The sequence below is a fragment of the Oleiagrimonas citrea genome (assembly GCF_012395255.1).
GTDB classification, from domain to species: domain Bacteria; phylum Pseudomonadota; class Gammaproteobacteria; order Xanthomonadales; family Rhodanobacteraceae; genus Oleiagrimonas; species Oleiagrimonas citrea.
The window spans coordinates 176519-190437 of the sequence record NZ_JAAZQD010000002.1 but is presented as its reverse complement, the minus strand read 5'-3'; the positions used below and the strand labels follow the sequence as shown (position 1 = coordinate 190437).

12 protein-coding genes are annotated in these 13919 nt (G+C 60.5%); 2 read left to right on the top strand and 10 right to left on the bottom strand.

Going from position 1 to position 13919, the window contains the following annotated elements; genetic code table 11:
- Position 1: 1 nt before the first annotated feature.
- Both HF690_RS04805 and HF690_RS04800 read left to right on the top strand, forming a co-directional pair.
- Positions 2-541: a D-glycero-alpha-D-manno-heptose-1,7-bisphosphate 7-phosphatase gene (locus HF690_RS04805; RefSeq protein WP_168608648.1), complete on the top strand. Its 540-nt coding sequence runs from the start codon at positions 2-4 to the stop codon at positions 539-541.
- 91 nt (positions 542-632) lie between these two features.
- Positions 633-1406 carry a class I SAM-dependent methyltransferase gene (locus tag HF690_RS04800; RefSeq protein WP_168608647.1) on the top strand — a complete coding sequence of 258 codons (774 nt, stop codon included), beginning with the start codon at positions 633-635 and terminating at the stop codon, positions 1404-1406.
- Between the two features lie 854 nt (positions 1407-2260).
- Here the strand turns inward: HF690_RS04800 and HF690_RS04795 are convergent.
- The 10 genes from HF690_RS04795 to HF690_RS04750 all read right to left on the bottom strand — a co-directional run bounded on the left by HF690_RS04795 (position 2261) and on the right by HF690_RS04750 (position 13876).
- Positions 2261-2980, bottom strand: coding sequence for a sulfotransferase family 2 domain-containing protein (locus tag HF690_RS04795; protein ID WP_168608646.1), 720 nt, complete (start codon positions 2978-2980; stop codon positions 2261-2263).
- A gap of 16 nt (positions 2981-2996) precedes the next feature.
- On the bottom strand, positions 2997-4568 hold the full coding sequence (locus HF690_RS04790) for a hypothetical protein (RefSeq protein WP_168608645.1): 1572 nt from the start codon (positions 4566-4568) through the stop codon (positions 2997-2999).
- The gene (locus HF690_RS04785) at positions 4565-5506 is read right to left on the bottom strand and encodes a glycosyltransferase family 2 protein (protein WP_168608644.1); all 942 of its coding nucleotides are present in this window, start codon (positions 5504-5506) and stop codon (positions 4565-4567) included. Before HF690_RS04785 ends, HF690_RS04790 begins: the two co-directional genes overlap by 4 nt.
- Positions 5507-5544: 38 nt before the next feature.
- The gene (locus tag HF690_RS04780) at positions 5545-7500 is read right to left on the bottom strand and encodes an acetoacetate--CoA ligase (RefSeq protein ID WP_168608643.1); all 1956 of its coding nucleotides are present in this window, start codon (positions 7498-7500) and stop codon (positions 5545-5547) included.
- Between the two features lie 289 nt (positions 7501-7789).
- Complete coding sequence (locus HF690_RS04775) at positions 7790-8770, bottom strand: lysylphosphatidylglycerol synthase domain-containing protein (protein WP_168608642.1); 981 nt, start codon at positions 8768-8770, stop codon at positions 7790-7792.
- Positions 8767-9564, bottom strand: coding sequence for a class I SAM-dependent methyltransferase (locus tag HF690_RS04770; protein WP_168608641.1), 798 nt, complete (start codon positions 9562-9564; stop codon positions 8767-8769). The genes HF690_RS04775 and HF690_RS04770 overlap by 4 nt, the downstream gene beginning before the upstream one ends.
- On the bottom strand, positions 9542-10702 hold the full coding sequence (locus tag HF690_RS04765; protein WP_168608640.1) for a glycosyltransferase: 1161 nt from the start codon (positions 10700-10702) through the stop codon (positions 9542-9544). Before HF690_RS04765 ends, HF690_RS04770 begins: the two co-directional genes overlap by 23 nt.
- Before the next feature lie 34 nt (positions 10703-10736).
- The gene (locus HF690_RS04760; RefSeq protein ID WP_168608639.1) at positions 10737-11681 is read right to left on the bottom strand and encodes an electron transfer flavoprotein subunit alpha/FixB family protein; all 945 of its coding nucleotides are present in this window, start codon (positions 11679-11681) and stop codon (positions 10737-10739) included.
- Positions 11682-11769: 88 nt separating this feature from the next.
- The gene (locus HF690_RS04755; RefSeq protein ID WP_168608638.1) at positions 11770-12516 is read right to left on the bottom strand and encodes an electron transfer flavoprotein subunit beta/FixA family protein; all 747 of its coding nucleotides are present in this window, start codon (positions 12514-12516) and stop codon (positions 11770-11772) included.
- A 118-nt stretch (positions 12517-12634) separates the two neighbouring features.
- Complete coding sequence (locus HF690_RS04750; protein WP_168608637.1) at positions 12635-13876, bottom strand: MFS transporter; 1242 nt, start codon at positions 13874-13876, stop codon at positions 12635-12637.
- Between the last annotated feature and the right edge of the window lie 43 nt (positions 13877-13919).

The following is a 13919-nucleotide window of genomic DNA, read 5'->3' as shown; positions in this document are numbered from 1 at the left end:
GATGCACCGGCGCGCTCTTTTCCTGGATCGCGACGGTGTGATCAATGTCGATCACGGGTATGTCTGGACACCGGAGCGGACCGACTTCATCGATGGCATCTTCGAGGTGATTCGTGACGCCAGGGCCAGGGACTATCTGGTCATTGTGGTGACCAATCAGGCGGGAATCGCCCGCGGTTACTACACCGAGGCGCAGTTCAAGACGTATATGGCGTGGGTTGAGCGCGAGATGGAAGCGCGCGGTGCGGCGTTGGATGCGGTCTATTATTGCCCGCATCATCCCACCGCGGGCACGGGAGCATATCGGCGAATTTGCGAATGCAGAAAACCCGCGCCGGGCATGCTGCTGAGGGCTCAGCGCGAGCATGGTCTCGATTTGCCTGCTTCGATATTGATCGGTGACAAGGTTTCCGACATCGAAGCTGCATCGTCGGCTGGCGTCGGTGTACCTTTGCTTCTTGGTCCGCAGCAGACGAACAGCAATCTGCAAACAGCATTCATCACCGATGTGCGGGAGGCGCGCAATTACATCCTGCAGTAGAAGGGGAAGGAGAGTGCTGGAAGGTTGCTGCCCTCCAGTTCGCTCGGCCACGGATACGTAACATAGCCACTCTACCTTGAGGCGAATTGCAATGATTTTTTCATGGAAGGAAGATCGTGCGGTCGAACCGGATGCTGCAAAAGTCGATGAAATTGTCGATTGGTTCGCTCGGGAGAGAGAAGCGCACCTTTCAGAGGGACGCTGCCTGGAGCTTGCGCAGCTTTTTCACCCACGGGTGATCTTCCTTAAGACCTTGCGTCACGCCTCCAGAGTGCTCGATGTGGGAGCGGGCGACGGTTCGCTGCCGATCTTCAAGAGTTGGCCGCAACCTGTTCGTGAGGATTTGCGCATGTATGCCTTTTCGCTCGAGAAGGGAGCCAATTTCGATGCCTACGAGGGATACGAGATCGGAAATTGGGAGAAAGTTAGGCCCGATTTTGGCGGTATGAAGTTCGATGCGATTTTCAGCTCGCATTTCATCGAGCACATCCGCGACCCCCTGGAGTTCATCTCATGGTCGGCCGAACGGCTCAGTCCGGGAGGGCGGTTGTACGTGGAATGGCCGAGCGACGAGTCCTTGGGCATGCCGTCGCGGGACGAGCTTGTGGCAAGAGGCGTGGACATCATGATTTCGAACTTCAGGGATGATAAGACGCATCGTGAGTTACCGATCGCACACGAGGTTGCCACACGCATGCGTGCAGCAGGTCTCGAAGTGGATCTGCAAGGAAAGGCCCGGAATCCTTATCTGGAAGAAGAGGTTATGGCGCTCTTCGGCAAGAACGGTAAAGATGCATCCGCGGTGCAATTGGCATTCTGGTCTAAATATCGCTGGGCCCAGTACTTTGTCTCCACACGGACATAGTGCGGGCGTTACGGTGCCGTGGAGGTGCAGGGTGGACGCGTCACAGGGCTCTGGAGAAGGCGGCTCGGCCGGGGGGCATCAACGTGGGCGTGTGTTGCCTGCATTGGGCACTGCTTGCGTCCTTTTCCATCGGTGAAGGGTTTTCCCTGGAGCATGACGTTCTCGTGCCGAATGTCCTGAAGGAGCCGGTGGCCGCATTCACGGATACCTCGCAATTCATCGACATCGGCATGCCGAAAGGCTACCAGCGGGTGCAGGAAACCTTCGCTGCTCGGAACTAGACATGAGGCATCCCGGCGTCCCGCGCTGTTCCTGGATCGCGCCGGTGTGGTCAATGTCGATCACGGCTATGGCTGTTTAGCGCATCGGACACGGTTTATCCCTGGAATATTCGACTTGTGCAGCCGTGCACCTTCACTGGGGTTCCTGATGGTCTTGTGACAAACCAAGTCGGCATAGCCCGCGGCTTGTACAGTGAGAAGGACTTTGCATCCAACATGGACTGGGTGCGTGCCCGGTTTGCCGAACACGGGCACATGTCGATGCAGTCTATGATTGCCCACATCACCCAGAAGAAGGCATGGGTTCGTACTTGATGCGTTGCTCGTGCCGCAAGCGCCCAGAGGCGGGCATCTTGCTGCAGGCAGCCGGCAAACATGCATCGATTTGTCCCACTCGATCATTCGGGGACATGGTGAGCGACATGCAGGCGTGTATTCGTGCTGGAGCGGGGTGGTGTGTCTATTTCGATGCCCAGCTACCCGAGCGTGCGGCGGTTGGCATCAGCTTGCCGACGCAGCTCGACGTCATGCATCTGGGGGGCACACGGATAAGCGGCTGACCGGCCAGTCTTGTTAGTTGCTTAGCCGTCTGGCGAGATACGGCGGCAACATGTGCATCGAGTGATAAGTGCGGACCGCGTGCAGATAAATGGCGTAATCTTCAGCGTGATGCTTTACGAACCGGTCGATGAAGTCGTCGTTGAACGACGGATAAGCAATCCCGTTCCGGGTCCTGTTCTCGACCGGTATCTCGCATGACTCGTGCGAGACGCCCATCACGCGCATGCACTTTTCAACCGATACAGGGAAATTCTCCAGGATTCCAATATAAGTGAATTGCTCAAGACTGATCCGGGTCAGGTATTGCGCATAGAAATTCTGCATCGGTGCGCCCAGCGCAAATGTTTCGAAGGACCATGCCCCCGCATGCATGAGCGACCAGACATGGTTTTCCGGGTGTTCGTGTGTTTGCCAGAATCGATAGTGCGAAACCATCCGTTCCAGGGGGTCTCGAAGTATGGTGACCATGCGGAAATCATCTCCCGCCGAGGCGGGTTTCATACCGCCGCCCAGGTATTTGACCGGGTAGAAGTGTCCGTAGACGATCTTCCCCGGGGGTGGGAGGGCTGGCTGTTCCGCAGCAGCTTCTATCACCGTGTTCCGGTCCGCGGGCGGCAGGGCAAATAGGGTGTCGTTGTCTATCACCACTCGATCGCCCGCGCACTCAAGCAGCATCTTCTTTACGCTGGAACCAGCGCATTTGGGCATGTGGAGAAATAGCTTCGATGGCATGCGAGGCTTCTTTGGTTCAGTGCGGTGATCCGGGAGGGAGCAAGCGGCCTGTGCCGTCCTTGTTGAATGCCAATACTGGAAGATCTGTGCGCGCGTTCAACCGGGCAAGCGACTCAACCTGGACTTTCCCGGTCATCTTGCGCGTAGATTCACCCGCGGAATCTTTGCTTGAATGAACGCTGGGCGATGCCGATGGCACATAAAGAATCCAGTTGGAGTCCAGGCCCAGGTTGCGCGTCAGGTACGAGGAAAATTCACCGTTGTTTTGCCAGGGTGTGTAGCCTATATCCTTGCGGGCAATGCCAGTAATGGCGACAGTGTCGTAGGCGTTCAGCGCCAGGCGATTCCTCTCTAGCGTTTCCTTCATGTTTCTTGAGATATTGAAGTGCGTGCGAAGGTAGGCGCTCTGGTAATACTGGTACGCGCGGTGTTGCATGATGCCGAGTATCGTGAGGGAAAATGCAGCGGCGGCAAGGCCGGCCGTTAGCGCGGTGGCGATGGTTCGCTGTGGGCAAATCAACTTGATCGCGACCGGAACAAGCATGATCTGCCAGGCAATCCACTTGGTCGCGTAATAGTCAAAGACGTGGTTTGGCATGATCAGATACGGCGCCATGAGCCCGCCGATGATCAAGGCAACGAGAATGTTTTCTCGGCGATGCTTGCCAGATATGAATAACGCGACGGCCGCCAGCACATAAACGATGAATATCGCCGCCAGGGTATCGTCGAAGCCCACGATGTATCGCTTGGCGACCCGGAAAAGGCTGGAGGGCGAGAGGGACATGAAGTATGGCGATCCATGCACGTTCACCGGATCGATGAAGGCATGGCCCTTGATCAGCCATTCGTTGTAGATCAGGAAAAAGAGCAGCACTGCGCCGGCCGATATCAGCATGTACTTGTACGTGCGGACCTGATCGAGGATGTTGCCGTTCCGGACGAGCATCCACCCAAGCAGTAACAGAGGCGGTAGCGCAAAGTCCTCCTTGGAAAAGATCGATAGCGCGTATAGGAAGAAGAACCCGGCTGCCTGGATGTGCTTGCGGTCCCTGTCCCACCGCATCAAGACAAGCAAGGATAATCCGCCGAAAAGCATCGAGCGTGAGCCGACTATGGTCTCAAGTTTGTAGATGCTGCTGATAACCTCGGGCGACATCGCGAAGACGCCGAATCCGGCCACCAGTGCGAGTACGCCAAGGTTCGCCTTGAACAGGTAGTTGATCGTCGAAGCGACACAGAAAAAGTAGACAAATACTGCCAGGTACTGGGTCAGATAGAGCCCGTAACTGGTGTCGCCGTGAAGAACCGCGATCGCGAATCGGGTCTGGAAAAAAGAAAGTATCCGGTTGACCGGTCGTGAGTCCGTGACTGCGTTCAGCAAGCTGTCGCCGCGTGAAAGGGAAGCGGCGATGTAGTCAATGCGAAAGGTCGGCGTGCCGATAAACGGAAGATTGCACAGGACAAAGTAGTACCAGCAGAAATATAGGATCGACACGACAAGTGCGATCAAGGTCGCTTTTTTGTACGAATCCAGATTTGTGAACGTCGCAAGATAGCCGGGTCTCGTGGCTGTTGTTGGACTCATCGCTCGTCTCGGTCCTGTTTGATGCCGAGGCTGATTTTCTCGAGCAGTTTCCGGTTGGTCGCGATGAGGTCAGCCATCAGTCCCATCATGAAGGAGAGCACGCCCAGCGTGATGCACAGCGATGCCAGGATCAGCGACTGGACGTGACCCTCGCCACCCGAGGCGATGTAGTAGTAGATGAAGCGACTGCCAATGCCCACACCCGTCAGCAGGAATACCAATCCTGTGTAGATGAAGAAGGCCAGCGGCCTGTAGATCACGAACACTCGCAAAATGGTCAGGAGCGAGCGCTTCACGTAGGTTGGAATATTCTTGACCAGCCGCGAAGGACGTAAATCAGCATTGGTGCGTACGGGCACCGAGGCGATGCGCAAATTGCTCTGCCCGGCCTGGATGATGGTCTCGAGGGTATAGGTGTACGCGCTGAACACATTCAATCGCAGTGCAGCCTCACGAGATATGGCGCGGAAGCCGCTAGGCGCATCCACGACGTCGGTCTTGCTGGCAATCCGCACCGCCCAACTGCCCAGACGCTGGAGTTTCTTCTTGATCCAGGAAAAATGCTCAGTCTGGTCGATGGGGCGGGCGCCAATGACAATGTCGGCTTCGTGGGCCAGCACGGGTGCGGTTAGCTTGCCCACGTCAGCACCGCAGTACTGATTGTCCGCGTCAGTGTTGACGATCACGTCAGCACCCAGCTTCAGGCAGGTTTCGATCCCTGTCATGAAGCCGACGGCAAGTCCCCGGTTCACCGGGTGGCGGACAATATGGTGGACGCCATTCTCACGCGCGATGCGGGAAGTGTCATCGGTTGATCCATCATCGATGATCAGCCATTCAACGGTATCGAAGCCATCTACCTCGCGTGGTAGGTCAGCCAAGGCGATGGCCAGAGTCTCTGCCTCGTTCAGGCATGGTATCTGGATGATGAGTTTCATGGGCGTAATCCTTGCGGCCTTCGATTCCGGGCTCGAATTCAGTCCTCGAGTTCAGCGCGGAGTCGCGCATACTCTTCCAAAGCCCTAGGGTTGGCTAAGGCTTCAGTGTTCTTAACGGGTTCTCCGTGAATTGTCGCACGGATGGCGAGCTCAGTGACCTTACCGGAAATCGTACGCGGGATGTCCTGAACCTGGATAACCCTCGCTGGGACATGACGCGGCGTGGTGTTGGCGCGGATCCGTTTACGGATCCGGTCGCGCAGGGCATCGTCGAGCGTGATGCCTTCGCGCAGCCGCACGAACAGGATGACGCGCTCGTCGTCTTCCCATTTCTGACCGATGGCAACGCAGTCGAGAACCTCTTCGACTTGCTCGACCTGGCGATAGATCTCGGCGGTGCCGATGCGCACGCCGCCCGGGTTGAGCGTGGCGTCGGACCGGCCGTAGATGATCACACCGTTGTGTTCGGTGATCTCGACATAGTCGCCGTGACTCCACACATTCGGAAACTTGTCGAAATAGGCCTTACGGTACTTTTTGCCGTCCGGGTCGTTCCAGAAACAGATTGGCATCGACGGGAAAGGCTTCAGACAGGAAAGTTCGCCGGGTTCGCCGCGCACGGGTTGGCCGTCTTCGTCGAGCGCCTCCACGGCCATGCCCAAGCCGCGGCATTGCAGTTCGCCGCGGTAGACGGGCAGCAGCGGGTTGCCCAGCGCGAAGCAGGAGACGATATCGGTGCCGCCGGAGATGGAGGCCAGCAGCACGCGCTCCTTCACGTCGCGGTAGACGTAGTCGAAGCTCTCCGGCGCCAGCGGGGAACCGGTGGAAAGAATCGTCTTGAGCGCGGTCAACTTGTGCGTCTCGCGCGGTTTCACGCCGGCCTTCTCGATGGCAGCGATCCATTTCGCACTGGTGCCGAAGATGCTGATGCCGACCTCGTCGGACAGGTCCCATAGGGCGTTGCCGTCGGGGTGGGACGGGGACCCGTCGTAGAGTACGACGGCTGCACCGACGGCCAGGCTGGACACTAGCCAGTTCCACATCATCCAACCACATGTGGTGTAGTAGAAGATGCGGTCCTCGCGTTTGAGGTCCGTATGCAGGACCAGCTCCTTGAGATGCTGCAGCAGCGTGCCGCCGACGCCGTGCACGATGCATTTGGGCACGCCGGTGGTGCCGGAGGAATACATCACGTACAGCGGATGGTTGAACTCGGTGGGCACGAATTCCAGCGTGTGTTCGTCCGTGCCGGCGAAATCGGGCCAGGACACGGCGTCGCGCAGGCCGTCCAGCTCCAGCGAGGCGTCGCTGTAGGGAATCACGACCAGCTTCTGGATCGAGTCGATCTTGTCGAGCACGCCGCGAACTTTGTCCAGACAGCCGAACGTCTTGCCGCCGTAGGGGTAGGCGTCCGCGCAGAACAGCACCTTCGGTTCGATCTGGCCGAAACGGTCGACCACGCCGTTGATGCCGAAGTCCGGCGAACACGACGACCACACCGCGCCCAGTGAGGTGGTCGCCAGCATCGCGATCACGGTTTCGGGCATGTTGGGCAGAAAGCCGGCCACGCGATCGCCGACGCCGACGCCAACCTGCTTCAGCGCATGCGCCATGCGCGCGACTTCCGTATGCAGTTCGGCGTAGCTGTATTCGCGCTGATGGCCCCACTCGTTGCGGAAGATCAGCGCCGGCTTGTCGTCACGGAACCGCAGCAGGTTCTGCGCGAAGTTCAGCTTCACGTTGGGGTAGAAGCGTGCCCCGGGCATCTGTTCGGGATGCTCCAGCACGGGTTCGTACTGTCCGCTGGCGCGGATGCCGCAGAACTCCCACACCAGAGGCCAGAACTTCTCGGGCGAACGGATCGAGAAATCGTACAACGGACCGTAGCGCTGGATGTCGTCGTTGCCGGTCTGCTCGCGTACGAATCGCACAAAGCGATTCATGTTCGCGCGGTCGATGCGGTCCTGGCTGGGCTCCCACTTTGGTGAGTTCATTGCTCGTAGAGTCCTGCGTGCTGATGCGAATGTCATTAGATCGCGAAAGATAACAGCTGTACTGCTCCACAGCGATAAGCCGCTAGCGGGATGCCGCACTGATGATGTGCGTTACTCAAGTCGCAACGTTCCATGGGTGACAGTGCTTGGTCGATGCCTTTCCCGATCTGGGTCAAACAGATTGGGCTTCGATGTGAAGTGACAGCGGTCTCGCCATCCGAGGCGCTATCGGCATATTCATGGCTGTTCATGCATGAATCAGCGGTGCGCGAACTATCGGTCGGCGGAGTCAACCCGAGGGATGGGGAGAGACGGATTTGCGCAGGCGTAGATTGAGCACGAAGCCGAAGCAGAAATTCAGCAGGTCGCCCAGCGTCGTTGCAATACGCAGGCTTACGATGAGAATGACTGCACTTGCCGGTGCGAAATAGGTGCCCAGTATGATGGTGAGCAGAGCTTCACGCACCCCAAGTCCAGCCGGCGCACCGGGTGCGAGAAATCCCAGCACCCAGCTGGCAGCAAAGGCGCCGGCGAAAAACACGGGGTTCGTATGTGCCGACTCGACGGGCGCAAGTACCCGAGACAGCCACCACAAGCCGATGCCGATCAGAAGAAAATTCAGCACATACATGGCGTAACATGATGCTGCGCGCTTCCAGCCTGGGTGAAACGTGTTTACAAGTTCGTTCGATGCAGTGCAGGGGTGTAGTGCGCCGAGACGGCGATGGGTGATCTTGGAGGCCAGCCTGGGAAGAATCGACAGAGCGATAAGAGCGCCAAGCGTGACGGTCACCAGCAGGGCCTGTCGGTGATCACCGAGGGGTAGTCGGCTCAGGACGCTATGCGGTGCCCACAATAGCGTCAGGGTGGCGACGTGCGCGCATGCCACAATGGTCAAGAGTGTTTCGTAGGTCATCGACAGCACGACGGGTGTCATCGGCATGGTGCGCCGGGCCATGGCCAGGCGACCGATGTGTTGGGCCACATTGCCGGGCATGTATTTGCCGAATTGGGTGACCGCAAGAATGGCCAACGTGGAGAGATAGGCAATACGCTGGCCGAGGCCACGCAGTAGCCAAGTCCAGGCCAGGGCCGTGATCGGAATCAAGCACACGTAAAGCAATACGAGCGTAATCAGTGCCCCGATCACGTTGGCTTGCAGTAGTGCGCTGAGGTCGTGGCCGTGTATGGCGCGCTTGGCGTACAGGATAAAGAAAACACCTGTGGCGAGCGCAATTGCGATACCCGCCAAGCGAAAGACGCGTTTCATCCCCGCCTCCGTGCGCGGACCAGATATCCGTTTCCGAAGGGCATGGTGCTGAAGGCTGCCTGCGCCGCGAAAGCACAGCGTAAGGCAAGCTTCCCGGGCATGCTTTTCATCCATGGGAAATAGCGCATGACATGGTTGCGCTCGATTCCGCTTCGTGCGTTGTTGGCCTCGTGGGTGGCATGCACCGTCTGCGATTTCGCGATACTGCGCGCTTGAATTCGTTCGGTTAGGTTACCAAGTGGGAATCCGAAGCATTCGATATGCTCGACCTCAAACCCACATCGCGTAAGCAGTGAGAGCAGGTTTTTTTTACTGTAGCGGCGATAATGCCCAGCCCAGACATCGGCAGCGCTCCAAAGCCTGGTGTGTGCCGGGACCGACATCAGCATCAAGCCATCGGGCTGCATCCACGTCCGCCACTCTTCAAGGGCGAGCGCATCGTCTTCAATATGTTCGAGCACTTCAAAAGCCATCAGCAGTGGAAACATGCCTGCCCATGTAGGGGATGGGGCGTCGTGAAGTGCTACGGCGTGGCCGGATCGGCGTCCGATCTCTTGGATCAGTTTTCGCGCTTGCGGCGAGGTTTCCAGTGCCGTGCATTGCACACCTTGTTGGCTCAGTTCCTGCAAGAGCATTCCTGCTCCGCAGCCAATCTCCAGTACCCGCGCGCAATGCTGTCGGCGCAGTTGACGAAGGATGCGTCGGCGACGAAGAAGGTAGCGTGGAGCTGGAACCCAGCCCAGGTCGGGGGCGAATGGCCCGAGCAAGGGGTCAATGTCTAATCTGTCGGGCATGATTCACCAAGGTGTTTTCGAGGACGCGGACGAATTGGGTGCCGATGGCCGATTCGTCGAATTGGAGTATGGCCTGCTCGTGGCAGCAATGCGTATCGGTATGCCCATCGGCGATCTGCTTTTGATGTGTGCGCAAGGCGTCGGCCAAGGCTTCGGCATCACCCATGGGCACAAGATAGGTACAGGGCGGTGCTGGCGAGAGCAGTTCGCGAATCGCCGGTGAGTCGCCGGTGATTAGCGGTTTGCCGGAAGCCACGATCTGGAACACCTTATTGGGTATGACGCACGAAGCCTTTTCCGAAGTACCGAAGATGCCCAGGCACACGTCGGCCTTCGCGATCCAGCCTTCCAACTCCGGATAGGGAACCCAGTCGATCCAGGTGACGTGCTGCAAAGGATCGTCATCAAGCATCTGCCGGACGCGGCTCGACTCCTGGCCTTTGCCAATCAGAATCCAGTCGAAAGGTTCTTCGCGCAGGATCCCGGCAGCGCGCACGATCGTTTCGATGCCATGCAAGGGAATGAACTGCCCGTAGAACAAGACGGTGATGCGGCCATCGTTCGTGGTCGTATCTGCGGCCGGTGCAGGTCGGGTGAAAACCTCGCGCTCGACACCGACCCACACGCTCGCGCAACTGCTTGGTGCGAGTCCAAACAAGGTTTCCAGTCGCCTGGCATGCGCGGCAGTGTCCATGCATAGTCTGTCTGCGCAATGCATGCCGAGTCGTTCCAGGTGCATCAGCAGGCGCGCTTTGATGCTGTTGATGGCGAACAGCTTCCGATCCATGACCACGGTGTCGTACACCGATATGAAGACGTCCCAGACAAGAGGAATCTTGCGTAGACGTGCGATCGGCCATGCGAGCAGTACATCCAGCAAACCGGGGTATCCGACCACGATGACGTCCGGCTTGCGCGTGCGTGCCAGACGCCATAACAGCCGTGGATAGGAACCGAGCCAACGCAGGCCGAGGCGCATTTTCGCCCCGAGTCCGCGAACCTGGGATTTGTCTTCGATGTTCTGCCAGATCGGTGCGCAGATTTCGTCCACATCGACGCCACGAGAGCGCAATCCGGCGATCAGGATGCGCGTCCTAGGCTTGCCCTTGTCGTAGCAACCCCAGAACAGGACCTGCATGGGTTGGCCATGATGATGCACAGCGGTGTGCCGGTCAGCCCAGCGCGGCCTCGATCTCTGGAATGATCTTGAACAGATCGCCGACCAGGCCGATATCGGCGATCTCGAAGATCGGCGCGTCGGCGTCCTTGTTGATGGCGACGATGGTGCCGGCGTCCTTGATGCCGGTCAGGTGCTGGATGGCGCCGGAGATGCCGAAGGCCATGTACAGCTCCGGTGCGATGATCTTGCCGGTCTGGCCGACCTGCATGTCGTTGGGCACGTAGCCGGCGTCGACCGCGGCGCGCGAGGCACCGACGGCGGCGTTCATCTTGTCGGCCAGCTTGTAGATGACATCGAAGTTCTCCTTCGAGCCGACGCCGCGGCCGCCGGAGATCACGCGCGGGGCGCTCTGCAGGTCGGGGCGGTCGCTCTTGTCCTGCTTGAGTTGGACGAAGCGGGTGTGCGTCGGCAGCTCGGCGTCCAGCTCCAGCGCTTCGACCGGCGCAGCACTGTCGCCGCTGGCGGCGGCCTTCCACGAGGCCGAGCGGATGGTGGCGACCACGGTCTGGTCGGCCGGGGCTTCGACGGTGACGATGGCATTGCCGGCATAGATCGGGCGCGTGAAGACGTGGCTGCTCTCGACGGTCATGACGTCGCTGACCTGGGCCACGCCCAGCAGCGCGGCGACGCGCGGCATCAGGTCCTTGCCGGTGGTGGTGGACGGGCCGAACACGTGGCTGTAGCCCTCGGCAGCCTTGGCGATCTGCGGTGCGGCGGTGGCGGCCAGCATGTGCGCGTTCTCGGCGCGGGTCACGGTCAGCACGCGGCTGACGCCTTCGATCTTGGCGGCTTCGGCGGCCACGGCGTCGGGCGCGTCGCCCAGGACCAGCACGTCGATGGCTTCGGCGCCGACGGCGGACGCGGCGCTGACCACGCGCGCGGTGGCGCCGTTGAGCGTGCCGTCGAGATGTTCGGCGATGACCAGGATCTTGCTCATGATGATTGTCCTTCGTGTCTCGTGAGGCTTCGTTCCGCAGGCGGCGCGATGCGCGGCCGGCCCGCGGCGAAGCGGGATCAGGGTGCGGTTACAGCAGGCCTTTCTGCTTCAGGGCGGCCACCAGTCCGGCGGCGTCTTCGACCATCTCGCCCTTGCTGCGCTTCGGCGGCGGGGCATAGTTCGTGGTCTTCAGGTGGTCACCGCTGTCCACGCCGAGGCTGTCGAACTCGATCACGTCGATGGGCTTGGACTTGGCCTTCATGATGTCCGGCAGCTTGATGAAGCGCGGCTCGTTGAGGCGCAGGTCGGTGGTGACCACGGCGGGCAGCTCGGCCTCGATGGTCTCCAGGCCGGCGTCGACCTCGCGGGTCACCGTGGCCTTGCCGTCGGCGATGGCCAACTCGCTGGCGAAAGTGGCCTGCGGACGCCCCCACAGCGCGGCCAGCATCTGGCCGGTCTGGTTGGCGTCGTCGTCGATGGCCTGCTTGCCCAAGATCACCAGGTCCGGCGATTCCTTCTCGATCAGCTTGAGGAAGGTGCGCGCGGCCGTCAGCGGTTGCGGTGCGCCGTCGGTGGTGACGTGGATGGCGCGGTTGGCGCCCATCGCCAGGCCATTGCGCAGGTGTGCGGTGAGATCCGCCGGACCGATGCCGACGATCACGATTTCTTCCGCCACGCCTTTCTCGCGCAGGCGCAGCGCTTCTTCCAGCGCGATGTCGTCGAACGGGTTGGCCGACAGCTTGACGCCGTCGGTGGCGACGCCGGAGCCGTCCGGCTTGACCTGCACGCGTACGTTGTAGTCCACAACACGCTTGTAGCCGACCAGGATCTTCATCAGCGATTCCTTCGATATCTCGGGTTCGGGTGCCCATGCTTGCGCGGCACCGTTAATTCAAACGCTTATTCTAACCCGAGTGACGGGTCGGCCTGAACTGCGCGCGCGAAGATGTCGTTCAGGAAGCGCGGACGATGCCCGCCCGTGCGGCTGGGTGCTTGCCGAAGAAGCGCACGTAGAGCAGCAGGTACAGCCCCTGCAGCACGGCGCCGATGAGGAAAGGAATGGTCAGATAGCCGGCATGGAAGAGTGCGCCGCCGAGTACGGGGCCGATGGCGCGGGGAATCTGCAGGGAGATGTTCTGCACGCTGCTGACCAGGCCGCGGCGTTCGGCGCCAGTCAGTCCGACGGTCAGCGCCTGGCGCACGCCGATGGTGCCGCGATTGCAGGCGCCGCGCAGGACGTACAGCGCCATGGCGACCCAGAACCAGGGCACCAGGGGCATCGCCGCGAGCAGCAATAGTCCGGTGCCGCGCAGCGTGACCACGGTATGCACGACGCCGCGCCGGCGCGCCAGGCGGCTGGCCAGCATGGCGCCGAATGCGCCGAGCACGAAGCCGAGCGCGAGTCCCGGGGCGATGACGCTGAGGTCACGATGGAACTTCACCGCGAACCAGTAGGCGATCAGTGGCCCGGTCAGTCCGATGGCCAATCCATTGAGGACGTTGACCAGCGCCAGGCGGCCGATAAGGCGGTTCTCTTCGCGACGTCGGTCGCCGGCCTGGGCCTCGGTCTGCTTCACGGCGGGCGGCATGCGCGGTTCCCGCGCCGCGAGAAGCAAGGCCAGGCTGACCAGCGAACTCAGCAGCGGCAGCAGGAACAGTAGGCGGTAGCTCTGGACGTCCAGCGCATGCCCCATGATCCAGGCCGGCAGGGCGGCGAGCAGCGCGCCGGCGGCCATGCCGCTGAAGCCGAGCGCCATGTTGCGGCTGAACACGCTGCTGCGGCGCTCGGCGGGAAGCTCGATCGACATCCACGCCTGTTCGACCGGTGAAAACGGACCGGCTGCGCCATTCGCGCCGCGGCCGAAACCGCCGAATATGGCCGCGGCTACCAGCAACCACGGCGTGACGGTGAACATCGCCACCAGGGCTGCGACGATCTGCAGCAGGTCGTAGCCGATCAGGAATGCGCGGCGCCGTCCGCGATCGCTGAGCGGGCCGACCGCCATGGTCAGCACGCTTCCGACCAGCAGACCGCCCATGAGCACCGCGCCGATGGCGGTGCCGGTCCAGCCCATCGCGTGCAGGTAGAGCGCGAAGGCCGCCACCATCGCGCCCTGGCCGAGGCTGCGCGCCGTGCGCATGCCCATCAGCAGGCGCACATTGCGAGGCAGCGGCGTGGCGCGGGAGCGAGTCATGCGCGCGGGTGAAGTGCGGGGCGTTCGTCGCGGTGCGGAACGG